This is a genomic window from Noviherbaspirillum sp. FW303-A3 (assembly GCF_058788695.1).
This window is the reverse complement of record NZ_JBYTAZ010000002.1, coordinates 151,908-169,030: the sequence shown is the minus strand read 5'-3', so window position 1 is coordinate 169,030 and position 17,123 is coordinate 151,908. Positions and strand designations below refer to the sequence as shown.

Sequence of the window (17,123 nt, the reverse complement as noted above, 5' to 3'; positions counted from 1 at the left end):
CGGCCAGCCGAAATTCCAATTACCAGGCGCAGGAGGTGTCGCCGCGAGCTAAGTCCAAGACATGCCCGAAACGGGCGTCTTACAAAAAGATGCGTGCAATCTTCTGTGATGTAATCAGCGGGTCCAATGGCGGCCGTCCGTGTGCGGCCGGGGCGTTGCGCTAATTTGAAATGACCACCCCGGTTTCGCAAAATCGCCTCAGGTGATTTTTTGACGGAACGGAAATGAAGACAGCGAAGATGAGCGAGCAGAAAACCGACGTACGAGAGCAGAGGAAAGCAGGCCCGGCAGTAAACGACGCCGGCTTGCCCGCTTCGCTACTCGCCGAGCAGTCGGTGATCGGAGCAATCCTTCAGTGCAATGCCGCTCTGGGAATGGCTGCGCTTGTGGTCAGGGCAGAAGACTTCTCCACGGAGGCGCACCGCAGGATCGTTGAGACGCTGTCGGAACTCATCGGCTCCGGCGCCAAAGTGGACGCGGTCGTGCTCGCCGAGACGCTGGAATCGAAGGGGCTCCTCGAGTCCGTCGGCGGCGTTGGCTACCTTGTCAAGATGCAGACCGGCACCCCTTCGGCGGCCAACGTGCAGGAATATGCGAAGAGGGTCGCCGATATGGCCAGCGAGAGGCGCATGGTTCTGGCCGCAGAAAAGATACTTGCGGCGCAGAAGGCGACGATCCCCACGGAGGATAAATTGCGACTTGCAAAAGAAGCCAGCCTCGATCTTTTCTTCGATCCGCGACCGCTGCGCACTGGCCCGCGAACAATGGCGGATTTACTGCGTCTGTCGTTTCGTGATATTGAACAGCGCGCCTCGGACGCCGGCGAGGACGTTCAACCGACTGGCTACGCGCCGCTGGATGAGGTACTCGGCGGCGGGCTCGTACGGGGTGAAGTGATCGCCCTAGCAGCCCGGGCCCGTGCCGGCGTCACATCGCTTGCGCTGTCCATCGCTGAGAATGTGGCGGTCGGCCAGGACAAGAGCATCGCCGCGCTCTTCATTACGCCCAAGATATCCGCGTCCTACCTCGCACTCAATTCCCTCGCTCGGCTGTCTGGCGTGGCGCTGTCGAAGATCAGGAAAGTGGCTTGCAATGCAGAGGAAAAGGAGAGCATCGAAGCGGCGTCCAAGCGACTCGGCGCATCAAAACTGCTCATCACCGACCTGCGCAAGGTGACGTTCAACCGCCTCAAGCGCGCAATCGTTGAGTTCAGCGGCCAGCACGGCATGCCTCGCCTGGTTGTGCTCGATGCTGCCAACATGCTTTTGGACGGGTCGATGGATCAGGAGACGGTCGACACGAACCTTGCCGAGCTGGCGGATCAAATCGGCGCAACGATAATTACGCTCTACGCACTGCCGGACAGTGAGACGGCTCCGACCATCGCCGAGTTTCAGGAGTGCTGGAATCCCGGCGCTGCTGCGCTCGGGGTGATGGCACGCACGTCGGAAGCCGCCGCGACGGTCACGGTGTCACGCCAGCCGTTCGTGGATGCACAGTCCGTCACATTTGGCTTCGTCAAGGAAACACTCGCCTTTACCGTCGCTGGCATGCCGCTCCGCGCCATACCTGTGAGAGACCGTCATGCTGGATGATTTCGCCTACATCCACGACAAGCTGTTCAGGGAGATCACGGCGCAGTGCTGTGCTGACGCCGCCCGTGCCAGGACGGTCTTTGGCATTAGCTCAGCCGTCTGTACGCAAATATCGACGCTGCCGCCCTCATTGCGCGACGCCATTGCGGGTGTGCCTCCGCCGGGCTTCATTACATTCCGCGTTCCGGAAAACGGTTGGGAGAGCGTGCTCACTGGCACGTCACCGATCTCCGAAGTGATGGAGGCGAGCGGGCCGATCCCGGCTGACGTAAGTGATACGGTCTCGGCCATGAACATCGACGCGCTACGGGTCGCGCGTGAAATTCTCGCTCGTAATCTTGCGCTTGGCTGCACCGGCTTCCGGCTGTCCAAAGCGGACGGAACGGCAATCGCAAATGCTCCCATTGCCGCCCTACATCGCGCGTTCGGAACCTATCCGGCTGCCGTATTCACAGTGATCGGGGCGCAGAGTGAAGACTTGTGGCGTCGTGTAGCCAGGTCCCCGCTGGAACTCGCCACGGCGATCCCGATCCTGATGGACAAGCGGAAGTGGGTGTCGCAATGATCGAGAAGATCGGCGTGGATTTTGACGCGGATACGCTCATCAACGCCACGGAGCTGGCCCGACGGGGCGCGAAGCCTCGCGTGATTGCCGCGCTGACGCGCATCAAGGCAAGTCATGCGTCGAAGCTCTACACCAAGGTGCACGGTCGCAGCGCTACGCCAGGGCAGTTCGCAGATTCATTCCATCGCTTCGTTCGCACTCGGTCAAAGCACTTCCAGTCCAGTGTCCTGTTCAATCTGTTCCTTGAAATGCGTCGGCTGGGCCTCTCCGATGCGCAGATCATCCTTCAAGCCCACCAGTTCTATTGCATGCGCTTTGGCGACGATCCGAAGGGGTTCGATTGCAATGACATCTTTGCACTGTGGGTCGCGCTCAAAAACCCTGATTTAACAGTATCGGTGTGCGCCGAATGCGACTCGAAGTATTTCCTGCCACCGCTAGAACTAGCCGAGCACGCGGAAACGTGCCCGTTCTGCCGCCTCGAAAAGAAGATCGCTGACTCCAATGCAGCGGTGGAAAGGGCAGCCCTCAGTGCGTAACCAGTCGCGAAAGGCCGGTGAAAAGGGCGGCTTTCTGCACCGACAGCGAAAACCCGCGTCTAAAGAATCGTTGTATGTATAAAACGGCAGAAAAATTATTCAATGTTATCGGCAGCCTCCTGGGAATGAGCAACGGCGCTGCGAAGCCTGCGCCCGAACGCTTCATCCCGGTTACCGAACAGTTGCGGCAGGAAGCAAGGCGTCGTGAGCCGATCAACGAGCTGAGCATTATTCCCCGCTATCCACCCTTCGACCACGGCCTGCCGGCGCTCTCCGTGGACCTGATCCTGAAGACGCAGGAAGAGATGGTCCGGCGTATCAAATTGCAGGCAGGCCTGCACGAGTCTGAATACCAGCGATTGTTCGTCCCGGTGCAGGAGAACTACGCAAAATACGTTCACTTGCTCCCCGCCACCAAGGATGATTACCACCGTGGCGCAGGCGGCCTGTTCCGCATGGGACTGGAGGTCGGATTCTTTTCCCTTCAGTCGTCCTCGGGCGTGATCTTTACTGGCCGGGAAACGGCGGGCATGCGCCGCATCCAGGAACCGCGCTGGCGCTATGTGACGTTCGTGGCGGGCATGTGCTACGAGATCTACCGTGTGCTCACCCAAATGATCGTCACCACCGAGAACGGTGAACAGTGGCCTTGTTATACCTCTACGCTGCAGGACTGGCTTCAGTCGAAGGGCGCAGAACGGTATTTCATTACGTGGGTCGAGAACGGCGTCAACGCGGCCTCGTCGCAACATGCGGCCAGTTTCGTGATCAATCGCATCCTTCCTGAAGCGTGCGTCCAATATATTGCCGAGGCGGGCAACGACCTTGTACCCGTGCTGATGAGCGTGGTCACTGGATCGACCTCGCGCAGTTACGCCGACCCGGTATATGAGATCGTCACACGTTCCCATGCGGGTGTGATCGACCACGACCGCAAGACGAACCCTGCCGCCTACGGCAAGGTCATGGTCGGCTCGCACCTGGAGCGCTATCTGATCGACGCGGTGCGCAAGCTGGTCCGGGAGCAATGGCACGTGAACCAGAAGAAGGCACGGTGCTGGTACTCCAATGAAGGCGTATTCGTCATCTGGCAGTCAGGTGCGAAAGACGTCTGGGAGCTGCTGCAGCGACAGAAGCTGCCCGGCGTCCCGGAGGCACCCGAAACCCTTGCGGAAATCATGGTTTCGTCCGGCATGATTCTCCCCAACGACGACGGCGATCCGTTCTGGACCATCTATCCGCCGAATACCTCGTCCCCTGAGGGGTACCGGGCCGTGAAGTTCCGGAACAAGGAATTGATTTTCGACCACGTGCTGCTGCACGGCGCAGATGCCTCAGATGGAATTGGCAAGCAGAATCCGGTCGCTCCGGTCGAGGTGTCGCTGTTGAGCCCGCCCGCGCGTGAGGAAAAGCCTGCCAAGAACGCCGGCGGTCAGCAGGGCAAGAAGAAGCAAAAGAGCGAGCAACCTGCGGCGCAGGCCGCTGAAGCGACGCCGACGGCGACCGCGGCGCCAGTCGCAGAACCGCCTGCAGCCGAACCGCCGTCCGCGGCGGCACCCCGCGCGCCGGAACAAGCACCGACGGCTGCCGCTGGCAGCGTGCCGCAGAACAGCGAGCCTGTAATCGACTTGCCGCCCGCCCCGGAAGACGAAATGGCGAGTGTCCGTCCCGCGGACGCGCCGCCGCCCGGACCGGAAGATGCTGTGCCTAAGGCTAAAGCGGAGGAACAGGGCGGCGCCGGCGAGAAACCGGGAGCAGCGCCCGGCAAGGCGCAAGCCGACAACGGAAAAGCACAGAAACAATCGCCCCCGCGCGCTTCCGGAAAGCCTGCTCAGGCTGCGCCCGCTGCTCCTAAGGAGGATTTCAGGGACGTCCTGCCAAACCTCGACGAGGACATGGCACCCGCGCCACGCAAAGTCGGGGCCGAGGCGATCTTTGAGCAACTTGGGGACACCGCGCGCTACATGGTGGAGGCGATCCGCGACGACTTCAATGCAAACAAGTGCGCGAAGTCCATTTTTGTATGCAAGGACGGCATCGCCATTACTTCGCTCGAAATCGGCACGCGCGGGATCGCAAAAGCGGTGATGGACGAGTTGCTGGCGAAAGGAGTGCTGGTGAAGAACGAAAAGGGTACGGCGCTGCACAAGATAACGCGCGCTTCCGAAACGGCGTCCTGCGCACTGTTCAACCTGCAATACGCGCAAAAAGTTGGTTTCAAGGTGTGACCATGACCTACCGTCTTGACATCACGATCGAGGGACTTCCCGTAACGGCCAATGGTGGCAGGCGGCTTGGACATTGGTCCAAGGTGTCGAAGGCTACCAAGTCGTGGAAGACAAGTGTCTGGGCGCTCGCACTGCAGGCGGGACGGCCTAAGGCGCCGCTGGCAAAGGCGAAGCTTACGCTCGTACGGTATTCGAGCGTGGAGCCGGATTTCGATGGCCTGGTCCATTCTTTCAAGCCGGTAATTGACGGGCTGAAACTGGCGGGCGTCATCGAGGACGACAAGCGGGCGGTCGTCGGACAGCCTGAATATGAGTGGCAACGGGCCGACCCCAAGCAGGGCAAGATCCGGGTCATCGTAGAAGAAAGGGAATAAGCAGCGATGGAAATGGAAAAGTATGAGGTGCCATGGCGCCCGGTGTACGAGGCATACTCGGCCGCAGCCTGGACGTTCTCGGCGGGCGTAAGCGCCATCATTGCCACTACCACGCAGCTTCCGACTGCGCCGTTCTTGTTCGCTTTCACAGCCTCCACCGCGATGTCCATCCTGCGTTGGAAGAAGTCGTGGAAGCTATGGAGCCTCAAGCTCTCCCTCGCCGGACGCGGCGTGGAAGTGATGGACCCGAACAAGCTCATGGGGCTGGTGCAGAAGAAGAAGGATTTCATGTGGCTGGGTACGGGCTTCGATTGGAAGCCGCTGCACACGCAGCGCATCTACGATCTGAAGAAGCTCGACGTCTCCGAGCTGTTCCCGCCGGACTGGTTTCTCAAGCTGCGCGGCATTACGAAGCCGGCGCAAAGCAAGACGGCGATCGGCGCCCCATGGATCCACGGTGTTGAACCGCACGAGGAAGACGCCTTCGTGCCCCTGTCAAACCTCGAAGGGCACACCGTCATTTACGGAACCACCGGTTGCGGCAAGACGCGTACGTTCGAGGTCCTGATCGCGCAGGCGATCCACCGGGGCGACTGTGTATGGATCATCGATCCGAAGGGCGACAAGGACTTGCGGGACCGTGCCGAGCGGGAATGCATCCGCGCGGGGCGCAAAGACTCGTTCGTGTATTTCCATCCGGCGTTCCCCGAGCAATCAATCCGCATCGATCCACTCAAGAACTGGAACCGGCCGACAGAAATCGCTTCTCGTGTCGCCGCGCTGGTACCGAGCGAAACCGGGGCTGATGCGTTTACGGCGTTCGCCTGGCGCGCGATCAACCTGATTGCACAGGGACTGGTGCTGATCGACCAGCGTCCGAACCTGATGCGGCTTCGCAAGTACGTGGAGGGCGGGCCTGACAGCTTGCTCGAGCAGGCGCTGGAGACGCATTTCCGGCGCGTCATACCTGGACGCTGGGAATCGCTGGTGCAGCCATATATCGAAAAAGCGAAGAAGAGCCAGCGGCCGGGGCAGCAGGGGCCGACGAGCGACAACCTGATGGGGTACGTTGCGTTCTACGAGCAGGAGTTGTCGAAGAACCCGTCTTACACGGAAGAGGTGATCGACGGCCTGCTGAACATGTTCCGTCACAACCGTGAGCACGCGAGCAAGATGCTGGCGGCGCTCGTGCCGATCCTGAACATGCTCACCGCCGGCGAGCTCGGGAAGCTGCTCTCGCCTGATACCGAGGACATGACGGATCCACGGCCAATCATGGACACCGAAAAGCTGATCAATGGCAAGTACGTGGTTTATCTCGGCCTCGACTCGATGTCCGATTCCACCGTTTCCTCAGCGATCGGCTCCATCATGCTGGCCGACCTGACATCGGTCGCGGGTGCGCGGTACAACTTTGGCATGGCCGACAATACGAAGATCTCGTTGTTCGTCGACGAAGCGAGTGAGGTTACGAACGTTCCCTTCATTCAGATCCTGAACAAGGGTCGTGGCGCAGGCTTCATGGCGTTCGTGGCGACGCAGGTATTCCCCGACTTCATTGCCAAGCTGGGCAGCGAGGAAAAGGCCAGGCAGATGCTCGGTAACTTCAACAACCTGATTGCGATGCGGACGAAGGACCGGACGACGCAAGATTTCATCGTGGAAACGATCGGCCAGAGCTACGTGCAGGCCGCTTCCAAGCAGACCGCGACGGGGTCGAGTACTGAGGAAAATGTTGCCCACTTTAGCGGCGGCATCGGCGTCAAGCACAGCGAAACATTGGAAGATGCGTTCCCCGCGGACTTGCTCGGACAGCTGCCGAACTTCCAGTTCATCGCGGTGGTCTCCGGGGGACGGCTGATCAAAGGGCGCGTTCCGATTTTGGCGAAGGATTAGACGATGCGCCACGAAAACGACGGGAAAGAAGCACAAGGGGCAATGGCGTCCAAGGACAGCCGGCGTGAAGTGCTGGTCAGTAGCGACGTGCTCGATCCAGCTCGCGTCCTGGCCACTGCCCTCCAGTCCATCCGGCGCACTTCCGACGCCGACCAAATCTACATGGAGTGGCCGAACCTGCACAAGATGAGCGTGAAGATGGTCCGGTACCTATCACCGATCTATCCAGGCACCAAGGGCGGCCCGCTTATCGAGGAGTGCCTGCGGCAGGCGGTGGAAAGCTATCTCGCCGTGGACAGGGCAGGGGGCGAAGACGGTGCGAAGGTTGGGGCGTTCATGACGGGACTCGTGCAAAACGCCCACTGGGTGTTCGAGACACTGATCTACGTGCAACACCAGGACAAGCGCTGGCGTGCCTGGGAGTATTTCTCGCAGCCCGTGACCGACTGGCTGCTGCAGAATGCGGCTAGTAGGGTGCTGGCCGTCCGGGCGGACAGTGACGCTCACCGCCCCGACCCTTGCCTGGCGCGGGCGTTCATGTTTGCCCATATCGCCACGCCAACCGATTTCAAGTTTACGGGCAACATCCTTGATCGGGTCTACGGCTGCTGCAAGCACGAGGCGGAGCCCCAAGGGTCAAGGACTGAATGTACACGGCGTTGCAGCGCGCAGCCCGGCGACCGCTATCCGGCCGGGAAATCGGGCCGGAAAGAGGAGAGCGTTGCGTAGGGAGGATGCGTCAGGCAGCGCCGCCCCGCTTTGATGTGGGAGACAGCGGCAAGGTGAAATGGATAGCCGTGCCGGAATCTCTGCTGGAAGTCAGTTCCATCGATCCGCCTATGCCAAACACGCGCTCTCGCATCCCGAGAAGCCCCACGCCCGGCACGACGGCGCCCTGATCGAAGCCCTTGCCGTTATCAGTGATTACTATGTGCAGCAGCGAGGTATCCTTAGAGCGGCTGCACATGGCAACGGTGCATTCGGTTGCAGCTGCATGCTTGTGGACGTTCGACAGTGCTTCCTGCGCCAACCGATATGCAGTGATCGCTGTTTCGTTGTCGATGTTGCTAAAGTCCCCGTCCGACGCGAAGCTAAACCGACAGGTCGGGTGGATGGAATCGTAGGAGCGAACCATTTCATCCACGGCGTCCCGCAATCCGAGGGTATCGATCACCTCCGGGCGTAAGCGCTTAACGATGTCGCGCGCCATCTTGTACAGGTCGTTGATCTTTGCCACTACCGACGTGGCCGTCTCCTGGATCTTTTGTACAGACGGACTCGCTTCCATCTTTGCGGTCGTACTCAGGATCCGCTGCGCTTCGAGGCGAATGACGATCAGGCTTGCGTTCAGATGATCGTGGATATCTACGGCGATCGCCTTACGCTCCTCCTCCACTGCCGTGTTGACCAGCTGAATCAGCTTGCGTTTTTCCGCGGCCGCGGTCACGGCGGCGTCTCGCGCGGCTTCGAGCTCGGTGGTGCGCAACGCAACTTGGCGCTCCATATCGTTTCGATACCGGTTGAGGCTGCATGCCATCTCATTTACGGAAGACTGCAGGTCGCCGATCGCTCCAGAATTGCTAACCGGCAGGGCAACGGCATAGTCGCCCGCGCGAATCTGCCTCACCGCTTGTACTGCGCTTTCGAGAGGTTTGGTGATCCGGCTGATGAGGAAGAGGCCAATAGCTACGCTGATGACCAGCGCGATGGACGTGAAAACCGCACGGACGACTGTCCTCTCGCGATGCAATTCGATGACACTTTGTTCAGACATGACGAGGCGAACAATGCCCTGCTTGATCGGCTCCCCTTTGACTTTCCTCGTATCTGGAGACGTGGCGCCGGAAAAATGAATGTCACCATCTACGCCGAACGGGTCCATCGGGATTGCTGCAGCGGTGATCGGCGCCTCGAACGTATGCTCGCCGCTGCGATTGATCACATCCTTTTTATGGGAAGTGATGACTTCGCCTTTTGAATTAAGCAGGAGGACACTGACGATCGAGCGATCGTTGGCAAGCAAAGTCTCGATTGTCGTGTCGATATAGCCGATATTGCCGCTGATTACCCCGTACGAGCTATGTTCGGCAAGCGTGGTTGCTATCAGCCGGCCACGCTCGTTGACCTCGTGTTCGATTTCTTCGGCGTTGGAGTAGTGGGAGTGGAGGGTGAACGCCGCGAAAAGCAGGATGGTGGGGATCATGGCGACCACCATCAGGCTTATCGTAATGCCCCAACTCCGCAGGAATGAGTTATTCATTATTTCCTCCCGGGCTTACGGGAAAAGGCTCTGGCCGGTGCATCGATGATGAGATTGAGGGAGCGCGCGACATCCTCGTTGATCACAACATCGAAATACTTCGGGAATTGGGGCTCAGGCAGCTGGTCAGTGCGGGCCAACTCAGCGAGCATTTCTGCAGTCTGCGCCGTAATGTCGTCGATGTCCGAGTATGTCGTTGCCAAGGCACCCGCCTTGACCATCGCCGCAGAGAAGCCGACAACCGACTTGCCTTGACGGTACGTGGTGGTCAGGATGCTGCGCAGGCTGTCGGCGTTATAGATGGCACTGTCTGGGACCGCGAGCAGCACCGGCGCGTCGTCCAGGGAAAGGAGCGAGCGTGCGACGCTTTCCCCTTGCGACATCTGCACCAGGTCAAGGGGTAACGCCCTTGCAGCTGCCGCGCGCTGCAGTAGCGGAACGAGGTAGTCGGTGTTCGCAGTCAGCAGTACCGAGACTTTCGGACGCTTCTTGTACAGCAGGGAAATCAGGTGCAGTTGATCCGCCGGCGAGGGTTCGGCAAAGATCGCAGTGGTGACGGAAGCGGTCGACCTCGGCACGCCATCAAGAATGGTGCGGTAAGCCTGGCTCGATGCGAAGATGGAAACGACGTTCCCATCGACGTCGTTCGCGACGAGTTGACGGAGCGCGGCCGGGCCAACGGTGATGTAGATGATGCGCTTGCGACTCGGCCGGCGAGCCAGGTCCTCGACAACCTTGGCGCCGGGGATGCGCTTCTGGAGCGACTCTACGATTTGTGCTGTTTTCGGATTGGAATCGGGTACGACGATACGAACGTCGTGGTCTTGCAACTCATTGGCGTTGACTGAAAGTGCTGCCCCAAGAATCCCACACGTGATGAGAGATCGGAAGGCGAGGAGCAGGCACTGGGATGACTGGACTAGATGTTTAGACCAAAACCCCATGTGCCGCCCGCAATGCCATGACGTTCACCATTTAGAAATCAACCCTAACGGTAGCGAAATATTGCATAGCATCGTCGAAACGGCTTACACGCTGTTGCCCGGCGTCCACTTGGAACGTACTGCTTCGGTTGTCGAGGTGTGACACAGTAAACGATGGTGTGATGCTATACCCTTTGCCAAGGCGATACACCTTGGAGAACGTTAGATCCTCTCTTCCGTAAGGGGTTTGTCCGTTAACGGAGGCGCCGTACTGGTACACGGCAAAGCCGACCCGCCAATTGTTTTCGAGCAGATGCGAGACAGCGACCGCGCCGCTGTGCCGCGCGTACTGCGTGCGCTCTTCGACGGTCGACGCGCGATTGTTGAGATAAGCGTAGGCGAAGTGCGCCGACCAGCGGTCGGACGGCTCGTAGCTCATCTGCAATTCGGCGCCTTCGAGCACCGCTTCGTTCCGGTTCGTCGGCGCAAAGCTGCCCAGCGATAGCTTCTCTGAAACGAGCGAGGACAGGCGGTTGTGGAAATACTTCGTTTCCACGAGCAGGCCGTATTCCGGGAAGTTGGAGAGCAGGCTCACTTCCTTGGCCAGGTTCCGCTCTTCACGAAGCCCGCCTGGAGAGACCGCGCTCTGGTAATAGAAGCTCTCGGTCAGGCCGTTGATCGCCGGCGACAGGTTGCGCACACGGTATGACCAGTTAGCTTTCTGCTCCTGGATATCCGGCGTGCGCGTGGACTGGGACACGATCGTGCGCAGGGTGTGGTTCGGCGTCAGGTGCGTGTTGATCGCAATACGGGGAGAGAAGGCCGTGCCGTCCAGGTCGGCATGTTCGTAGAAGCCGCCGACGTTGATGCTGTAGGCCGTGCTCGGCTTGTATTCCGCATTGGCGAACGCGCGCCAGGTGTTGTTGCTGACTTTGCCGTTCAGGAAAGTCTGGCTTGATCCCACATCGCGGCGGACACCGGCGCCGCCTACGACGCGCAGCTTGTCTGAGAAAACATAGGTGTCCTGCAATTCAACGTCATAACGGCGCTCGACGTAATCTTGGTCCGCGTCAAGGCAAGTCGGCACTGCAGCGCGGGGGCCGAGCGCCCGGAAAGCGGCAAGGGCCGCCGCAGCAAGTTGATTGTCCCGTGCCGTCCCACCCGAGGGGATGCGGTTTGCGAGCAGCGCGTTCACGTACGCCGGATTCGATTTCCAAAGCTCGTGCATTTGCGGAAGGATGAAGGCGGTCGGCATACACGTGCGCCACGGTTGCTCGACGTCATGCACATTCATATAGGCGTGCACCTGGACGTCGTGCGTCGGGGACAGGGCTTTGCTCCAGCGCGCACTTGCGAAAAACTCGCGTTGGGCAATGTCGGGGTTGGTGATCTGGAAGCGATCAATGAACTCGACGGCGCGGTGGCTGTTCAGTGCGACGAGCTGCAGATCCACTGCCTCGGTAGGAGACAGGTCTGTGGTAGAGCGGAAGTTCAGGCGCGTGAGGCGGGAGTCGTCATGGCCGCGGCCCATCGAATTGGCGTAGTCATAACCGGCGTCACCCCGGCGGGATACCGAAAACCGGTAGTTCGTGTCGCCGATTTGCCCGCCGTGACGCGCGAAGCCTGCGCGGGTCTCAAGCGAGCCGATCGTCGCCCCCAGCGTTGTGCCAGCAACGTCCTTTGGCGACTTCGAAATGACATTGACGATTGCCATCATGGAATTGGAACCGTATGCCGCCGAGTTCGGGCCACGCGTAACCTCGATGCGCTCGATGTCTTCGATCGCGACCGGAATCTCAGTCCAGTCCACACGGGCGAAAGCCGGGCGGTAAATGGACATTCCATCCACCAGCACATTCATCCGGCGGGGAACCAGGATATTGGTGCCATGAAAATTCACGCGGTAGTCGTTGCCCGTAACTTGCGTCACCGCCATCCCGGGCACGAGTCGCAGCGCTTCAGGGAGGTTGCGAATGCCGTATTTGGCAATCATGTCCGCTGTAATAATCGTCACGCTGGCGGGGACATCGGACAGAGACTGACGCAGGCGAGTAGGTGTCAGGACTACAGGAACGTTAGTGCCCGCCGGGTCGAGCAGGTCCGAGGCGATTGCGGGTGTGTCCGCAAAGACGGTTGCTAGTGTGAGACTAATCAGAGAAACACGTTGCGATAACGACATTACAAACTCCTTGGCTAGAGCAAACTCGGGTAAGTGAAGCCAACGAAGTGCAATGTGTTGAGCAGGAAGTGACCCACTATGGCCACTTCGATACGTTGGGCAACATGGTATGCATAAGCATGACCGATGCCAGCAAGCAACGTTAGAAAGACCAGACTTATGCCCCCGCTAAGGTGCGCGACGGCGAATAAAGTCCCGGATATGAGAAGAACAAGAGCCACACCGTATCGAAAATGAGAAACAGCACGGCCCACGCGGTCCTGTATGAAGCCTCGGAAAAAGGCTTCTTCAGAGACCACGGCGAAGAAGAGGTTAATCGCGAGGAAGGTGGGAGCATAAGCGGCCCACTTCACGTCGGGTTTGACATAGCTAGTCGCAATACCCGTGCCAAGAACGATGACGGATGTGGCGAGAATGATCTTCCATGTTTTCCGAAACGCCGCCGCGATGTCCGCAAACGACTTGCAGCGCTGACAGAAAAACGCCAACAACAACAGTCCTGCTGCCCCCTTGTCGAAATTCGCGTATTGAGTGAATCGGTCCGCGTCAGGCGAGAACTGGTGATTGGCGATGAGGATCGGGTTGTGGAACCCTGGGAGCTTATGCATCGCTAAGGCGAGCACGCCAACACCGAACAGCACGGTCATGGTCGTTCGCACTGATCGGCCAACGCGCTCGCTCGTGGCCAGTTGAGCTATCAGTGTGAGGAGAGAAAGGATGGCTGCGCCGGGCGCGCTCACGTATCCGAAAGCGATTGCACTGACCACGGCGCCGAGAAATGCGACGCCCCAAAGAGGAATCCGGATACCCCCTTTAAGTGATACTGGAGGAATCCAAACTGCCAAAATTGCAAGCGCCAAAAGACCATACGTAATGGTCATACCCGTGAATCCCTTTACGGCGAAAGTTTAAGGCTGGATGAGGCCGTATTTCAGAGCGAGCTTGGTTATTTCGGCAGTGCGGTGAATGCCGAGCTTCTCCTTAATTGTTTGGCTCGCATTCGAAATCGTCTTTGCAGAGAGCCCAAGGCGTTCAGCGATCTCGGCATTCGTCAGGCCGTCTGCCATTAGCTTGAAAATCTCAACCTCACGTGGATCCAGTTTGGACTGTGGCGACGCATCTCCCTTGATTGAGAGCGCAGCCAGGCGTTCGGCGACCGTGGGAAGAAAGAACGTCTCACCCTTGTGTGCCCGTTCAATTGCAGTGGCGAGAGTCATTGGATCGCAATTCTTGGTCAGGAAAGCGCTGCCCCCGAGCCGGTAACATTCTTTAATTAGATTGTCTTGGTCGAACTGACTGAGAAACACAATCTTCGCATCGGGATGGCGCTCAAGAATGTTCTTTGCCACGTCCATCCCGGTTAGCTTCTCGCCGAAACGTATATCAAGAACAGCAACATCCGGTGCCAGTTCATCGTAAAGTTCTTGCGCCCTCTCAGGCGTCGTCGCCTGCCCAACAACTTGTATTCCAAAGTCAGACAAAGCCATTCCAAAACCCATCATCACGACCGGATGGTCATCGGCCATCAAGACGCGGATATGCTCCGACGTGTCCATGGTTGCCCTTTCTGAAATAGATAGGGGTTCAATATGCGCGTTCATTCACTAGAGGCTTGCTTCACAGTAGGCGGGGATTATAGCGACCAATCACAAAGTGATGGATCAAATTTGTGAAAACTTTACCAGAAGTGAGAGCGGCAATTGCAGTGCGACAGTCATTGCTTGATCCAGGATAGGAAAATCGGATTGCGATGCCATAGCAACGACGATTGCTATACGATAGCAACTCGTTTGACATTGCTCAGTAAATAAGCAGCTTTCTGGGCATGTCGGGCGGAGTTAGAAACGAGAGCTAAACGTCGGGGTGTAACTGTCAGTGAAGGGCGGTTGCGAAAGGCAGGAAAAAGAGTTGCCTTTCATTGCCGACGTGATTAGCAGGATGAGGTAAATTCCGTTTCCATGAAATCATCTGCCGTTGCACTGTTGTTATCGTCGGTCGCTGCGTTGTATGCAGTAAGCAGTCCTGCGCATGCGGCCGAAGCGGGGGCGAATGGTATTTGGGGACTGGGTGAAAAGGTATCGGGAGTTCCCGCGCCTGTCATCTACGGCATCGCCTTGAGCGAGTCGGGAAGTACTAATAAGAAGACTAAAAAGTACGAACCGCATCCCTGGACGTTGAACTCGCCCGCAGGATCCATGTACTTCACCAGCAGAAAGGCGGCTGAGATCGCGCTGGTGGAACTGCTGAAGTCCTACACGAATGTAGATATCGGTCTCATGCAAGTGAACTGGGGCCATAACGGCAAATATTACGTCGACGATCCGAGGGAGTTACTCGATCCAAAGGTCAACGTGATCGTTGCTGGATTTATTTTGAAAGAGGCGTTCCAGGCCTCGAAGGGCGACCTGAACAAGACCATCGCCCGGTATCACAACTGGAAAGACGTGGAGCGCGGCCGGGTGTATGCGAACGGCGTCTTGGCAAAAATCGCCAAGGCCTATTAGTACCGGACCTGTGGGGAAGCAGGGAAGCGCGAAAGACAACAATCAGAGAGGAAATCACCATGATGACGATGGCCAACCTAAACCACATGTTTCTGAACATCGTGTGGAGTGAATTGCAAACCAACTTCGACGAAGGGTGTCTGAAGTTCGGCCTCAGCCGCGACGTCGGCGAAACCATTCGGTCAATGCAATTCGTTGAGCTCATGTCCATGGCAAACACCCATGATCACATCCCGCTTTTCGAGATGCGCTTCAAAGATTCGTCGACCTTCTGGCGTACCGCCGCCGAGAACGCGTCCAAGGACGCCGACAGCCAGTGGTCCAAGGTGGTCCGCCACTACGCGCTGCTGATGGTCTCGCCGCCGGACGGATCTGCGGACGCGACCAAGGCAGGCAAGGCCCAGCTCGCAACTGTTCGCTAAGCCGAGGTGCGTGCATGGCTACCAAAAGCACCGGGACTTCGTCCAAGGGAACCAAAGCTTCTGCAAGCATAGCGGCGGAGGCCGCGCTTGATGACGACGCAAGGCGCGACCGCGTTCCCTCGCTCGATGAGGCAAATCAGATCATCGTGGCGAACCAGTTGATCAAGCTGGGTGCCCGGATTGCCGTCGTCACAAACATGACGCGCATACCGGCAAAGAAGCTGCGCAGGCTTTATCGCGAATGGACGGACAAGGACCCGGTTCCGGGCCACCTTCCATCCGACGCCTCGTTCTACACGCAGGACCTGATCAAATCGCTGCACTCGTCGGTCTTCCTCGCGCTGTACCGGTACTACACCACGCTCAAGCCGATCGATACGATCGGGCCGGAGTTGCTGATTCAAACCTACCGCGCATACCTTGCGCACTTCGATATCGAGATCGAAGATGCGGTCATTGATATCAACCGCGCCTGGTATATGCTTCGCGCCTACCGGTCCGGATTCATCGTGTCCCAGACGTGCCGCTGGTGCAAGTCGAACTACGTGGTCAGCACCGCGTACTCTCGCCAGGGCTGCCCCGTGTGCACGATCTTGAGCAACAGTAAGTGTATCGACTGCGGAACGCCGATTCGTGAAGGTAAGGACCTGCTCCAGACGAAGGGAAAGAAGCGTTGCGCGACGTGTCAGTCGCGTGCCCGGAACCGCCGCATCTCCATGCAGCGCATTGCCTCAAGCTGCGTCGACCTGAAATACGCGTAAGAAACAAACCCCGCAAGCCAGAACAATGCAACGCCCTGCAGCTTCAATGCAGGGCGTTTTTGTTAGCGCTTGCGCACCTCCGCGCGCCGGTTCTGCGCACGGCCGTCGTCCGTTTCGTTCGTGGCGACAGGCGTCGATTCGCCACGCGTTTCAACAGTAATACGGGAAGAGTCGATTCCCTTGGCCAGGAGATGTTTACGAATCGCATCGGCTCGCTTCATGCCGAGCGCCAGGTTCGCCTTCACCGATCCTACAGAGTCGGTATGGCCGGTGATGATGACGACGTCGTTGTTGCGGGCAAGGTCTGCCAGCTTCATTAAGTCGGATGACGAGTAGGGCGACAACTCGGAAGAATTGGTGGCGAACTGGATGGTGACGGGATAGTCAATCCGCGACTCTTGCGGTATCTGCACCTGGGGCCGCTCGAGGCGCGGAGCCGGAACAGCTTCCTTGGGAATGACGGCTGGCGTTTTCACCGGCGCTGGCTTTTCGTTGGAGACGATCACGAACACTTTTGCCCGGGTACGCGTAAGGGCATGCTGGTTGCGCTGGTGGTCCTCGAACGCCGCGATGCCGGTCGGCGCGTCGAACTTGGAGTAGCTCAATTCGCGCTGATTCTCCTTCGCCATTGCGTCGAGAGAGGGCGCCTCCGGCTCAGGGGAATCGGCAGTAGTGAGCGACTTAAGCGTCGAGCACCCGGTCGTCAGCGCCACTGCAAGCGCAGCAGCTATCGCGGTTTGATACATCGGTAGTCCCTCGAGTTTATTCACACAGGTACTGTAGCGCGATTATGTGTCGAGCAAACATCCGTAAAGTGCCCGTTTGGGTCGCATTACGATGTTTTTCAGCGGCACAAACTCTGTATAGTGGAATCCGC

At 58.5% G+C, this 17,123-nt stretch carries 16 protein-coding genes; 10 read left to right on the top strand and 6 right to left on the bottom strand.

From position 1 onward, the window contains the following. Nucleotides 1–224: 224 nt before the first annotated feature. The 7 genes from AC3WOY_RS27035 (at nucleotide 225) to AC3WOY_RS27005 (ending at nucleotide 7,926) form a co-directional block, all read left to right on the top strand. Nucleotides 225–1,595, top strand: a complete 1,371-nt coding sequence (locus tag AC3WOY_RS27035; RefSeq protein ID WP_492429572.1) for a DnaB-like helicase N-terminal domain-containing protein — start codon at nucleotides 225–227, stop codon at nucleotides 1,593–1,595. Next, nucleotides 1,585–2,160 carry a hypothetical protein gene (locus tag AC3WOY_RS27030; RefSeq protein WP_492429571.1) on the top strand — a complete coding sequence of 192 codons (576 nt, stop codon included), beginning with the start codon at nucleotides 1,585–1,587 and terminating at the stop codon, nucleotides 2,158–2,160. The genes AC3WOY_RS27035 and AC3WOY_RS27030 overlap by 11 nt, the downstream gene beginning before the upstream one ends. Continuing rightward, nucleotides 2,157–2,699, top strand: a complete 543-nt coding sequence (locus AC3WOY_RS27025; protein ID WP_492429570.1) for a FlhC family transcriptional regulator — start codon at nucleotides 2,157–2,159, stop codon at nucleotides 2,697–2,699. Before AC3WOY_RS27030 ends, AC3WOY_RS27025 begins: the two co-directional genes overlap by 4 nt. Nucleotides 2,700–2,824: 125 nt before the next feature. Next, nucleotides 2,825–4,927 (top strand): MobH family relaxase, encoded by a 2,103-nt coding sequence (gene mobH, locus AC3WOY_RS27020; protein WP_492429569.1) that lies wholly within the window; start codon nucleotides 2,825–2,827, stop codon nucleotides 4,925–4,927. Between the two features lie 2 nt (nucleotides 4,928–4,929). Beyond that, nucleotides 4,930–5,301 carry a RusA family crossover junction endodeoxyribonuclease gene (locus tag AC3WOY_RS27015; protein WP_492429568.1) on the top strand — a complete coding sequence of 124 codons (372 nt, stop codon included), beginning with the start codon at nucleotides 4,930–4,932 and terminating at the stop codon, nucleotides 5,299–5,301. Nucleotides 5,302–5,313: 12 nt separating this feature from the next. Next, entirely contained in the window at nucleotides 5,314–7,197 is a 1,884-nt protein-coding gene (gene traD / locus AC3WOY_RS27010; protein ID WP_492429567.1) for a conjugative transfer system coupling protein TraD, read from the top strand. Nucleotides 7,198–7,200: 3 nt separating this feature from the next. Next, on the top strand, nucleotides 7,201–7,926 hold the full coding sequence (locus tag AC3WOY_RS27005; protein ID WP_492429566.1) for a hypothetical protein: 726 nt from the start codon (nucleotides 7,201–7,203) through the stop codon (nucleotides 7,924–7,926). A gap of 10 nt (nucleotides 7,927–7,936) precedes the next feature. Here AC3WOY_RS27005 and AC3WOY_RS27000 read toward each other — a convergent pair whose 3' ends face one another. The 5 genes from AC3WOY_RS27000 to AC3WOY_RS26980 form a co-directional block, all read right to left on the bottom strand. Then, nucleotides 7,937–9,457 (bottom strand): sensor histidine kinase, encoded by a 1,521-nt coding sequence (locus AC3WOY_RS27000; protein WP_492429565.1) that lies wholly within the window; start codon nucleotides 9,455–9,457, stop codon nucleotides 7,937–7,939. After that, a complete protein-coding gene (locus tag AC3WOY_RS26995) occupies nucleotides 9,457–10,287 on the bottom strand; it encodes a hypothetical protein (protein WP_492429564.1) in 831 nt (276 codons plus the stop codon). The genes AC3WOY_RS27000 and AC3WOY_RS26995 overlap by 1 nt, the downstream gene beginning before the upstream one ends. A gap of 145 nt (nucleotides 10,288–10,432) precedes the next feature. Continuing rightward, nucleotides 10,433–12,559: a TonB-dependent receptor plug domain-containing protein gene (locus AC3WOY_RS26990; protein WP_492429563.1), complete on the bottom strand. Its 2,127-nt coding sequence runs from the start codon at nucleotides 12,557–12,559 to the stop codon at nucleotides 10,433–10,435. Between the two features lie 14 nt (nucleotides 12,560–12,573). Continuing rightward, a complete protein-coding gene (locus tag AC3WOY_RS26985; protein ID WP_492429562.1) occupies nucleotides 12,574–13,440 on the bottom strand; it encodes a CPBP family intramembrane glutamic endopeptidase in 867 nt (288 codons plus the stop codon). A gap of 27 nt (nucleotides 13,441–13,467) precedes the next feature. Further along, the gene (locus AC3WOY_RS26980; RefSeq protein ID WP_492429561.1) at nucleotides 13,468–14,160 is read right to left on the bottom strand and encodes a response regulator; all 693 of its coding nucleotides are present in this window, start codon (nucleotides 14,158–14,160) and stop codon (nucleotides 13,468–13,470) included. A gap of 357 nt (nucleotides 14,161–14,517) precedes the next feature. On the opposite strand from AC3WOY_RS26980, the gene AC3WOY_RS26975 reads away from it, so the two are divergent. Genes AC3WOY_RS26975 through AC3WOY_RS26965 form a run of 3 tightly spaced genes read left to right on the top strand, consistent with a single transcriptional unit; the run spans nucleotide 14,518 to nucleotide 16,246 of the window. Next, entirely contained in the window at nucleotides 14,518–15,063 is a 546-nt protein-coding gene (locus tag AC3WOY_RS26975) for a transglycosylase SLT domain-containing protein (protein ID WP_492429560.1), read from the top strand. A 59-nt stretch (nucleotides 15,064–15,122) separates the two neighbouring features. Next, a complete protein-coding gene (locus AC3WOY_RS26970; protein WP_492429559.1) occupies nucleotides 15,123–15,485 on the top strand; it encodes a hypothetical protein in 363 nt (120 codons plus the stop codon). A 14-nt stretch (nucleotides 15,486–15,499) separates the two neighbouring features. Further along, nucleotides 15,500–16,246 (top strand): FlhC family transcriptional regulator, encoded by a 747-nt coding sequence (locus AC3WOY_RS26965; protein ID WP_492429558.1) that lies wholly within the window; start codon nucleotides 15,500–15,502, stop codon nucleotides 16,244–16,246. 62 nt (nucleotides 16,247–16,308) lie between these two features. Here the strand turns inward: AC3WOY_RS26965 and AC3WOY_RS26960 are convergent, their stop codons facing one another. After that, a complete protein-coding gene (locus tag AC3WOY_RS26960; RefSeq protein ID WP_492429557.1) occupies nucleotides 16,309–16,992 on the bottom strand; it encodes an OmpA family protein in 684 nt (227 codons plus the stop codon). Nucleotides 16,993–17,123 lie beyond the last annotated feature (131 nt).

Excerpts from the sequence above, each read along its gene's own strand:
- AC3WOY_RS27035 (WP_492429572.1), top strand. The coding sequence starts at position 225 with ATGAAGACAGCGAAGATGAGCGAGCAGAAAACCGACGTACGAGAGCAG.
- AC3WOY_RS27030 (WP_492429571.1), top strand. The coding sequence starts at position 1,585 with ATGCTGGATGATTTCGCCTACATCCACGACAAGCTGTTCAGGGAGATC.
- AC3WOY_RS27025 (WP_492429570.1), top strand. The coding sequence starts at position 2,157 with ATGATCGAGAAGATCGGCGTGGATTTTGACGCGGATACGCTCATCAAC.
- mobH (WP_492429569.1), top strand. The coding sequence starts at position 2,825 with ATGAGCAACGGCGCTGCGAAGCCTGCGCCCGAACGCTTCATCCCGGTT.
- AC3WOY_RS27015 (WP_492429568.1), top strand. The coding sequence starts at position 4,930 with ATGACCTACCGTCTTGACATCACGATCGAGGGACTTCCCGTAACGGCC.
- traD (WP_492429567.1), top strand. The coding sequence starts at position 5,314 with ATGGAAAAGTATGAGGTGCCATGGCGCCCGGTGTACGAGGCATACTCG.
- AC3WOY_RS27005 (WP_492429566.1), top strand. The coding sequence starts at position 7,201 with ATGCGCCACGAAAACGACGGGAAAGAAGCACAAGGGGCAATGGCGTCC.
- AC3WOY_RS27000 (WP_492429565.1), bottom strand. The coding sequence starts at position 9,457 with ATGAATAACTCATTCCTGCGGAGTTGGGGCATTACGATAAGCCTGATG.
- AC3WOY_RS26990 (WP_492429563.1), bottom strand. The coding sequence starts at position 12,559 with ATGTCGTTATCGCAACGTGTTTCTCTGATTAGTCTCACACTAGCAACC.
- AC3WOY_RS26985 (WP_492429562.1), bottom strand. The coding sequence starts at position 13,440 with ATGACCATTACGTATGGTCTTTTGGCGCTTGCAATTTTGGCAGTTTGG.
- AC3WOY_RS26980 (WP_492429561.1), bottom strand. The coding sequence starts at position 14,160 with ATGAACGCGCATATTGAACCCCTATCTATTTCAGAAAGGGCAACCATG.
- AC3WOY_RS26975 (WP_492429560.1), top strand. The coding sequence starts at position 14,518 with ATGAAATCATCTGCCGTTGCACTGTTGTTATCGTCGGTCGCTGCGTTG.
- AC3WOY_RS26970 (WP_492429559.1), top strand. The coding sequence starts at position 15,123 with ATGATGACGATGGCCAACCTAAACCACATGTTTCTGAACATCGTGTGG.
- AC3WOY_RS26965 (WP_492429558.1), top strand. The coding sequence starts at position 15,500 with ATGGCTACCAAAAGCACCGGGACTTCGTCCAAGGGAACCAAAGCTTCT.
- AC3WOY_RS26960 (WP_492429557.1), bottom strand. The coding sequence starts at position 16,992 with ATGTATCAAACCGCGATAGCTGCTGCGCTTGCAGTGGCGCTGACGACC.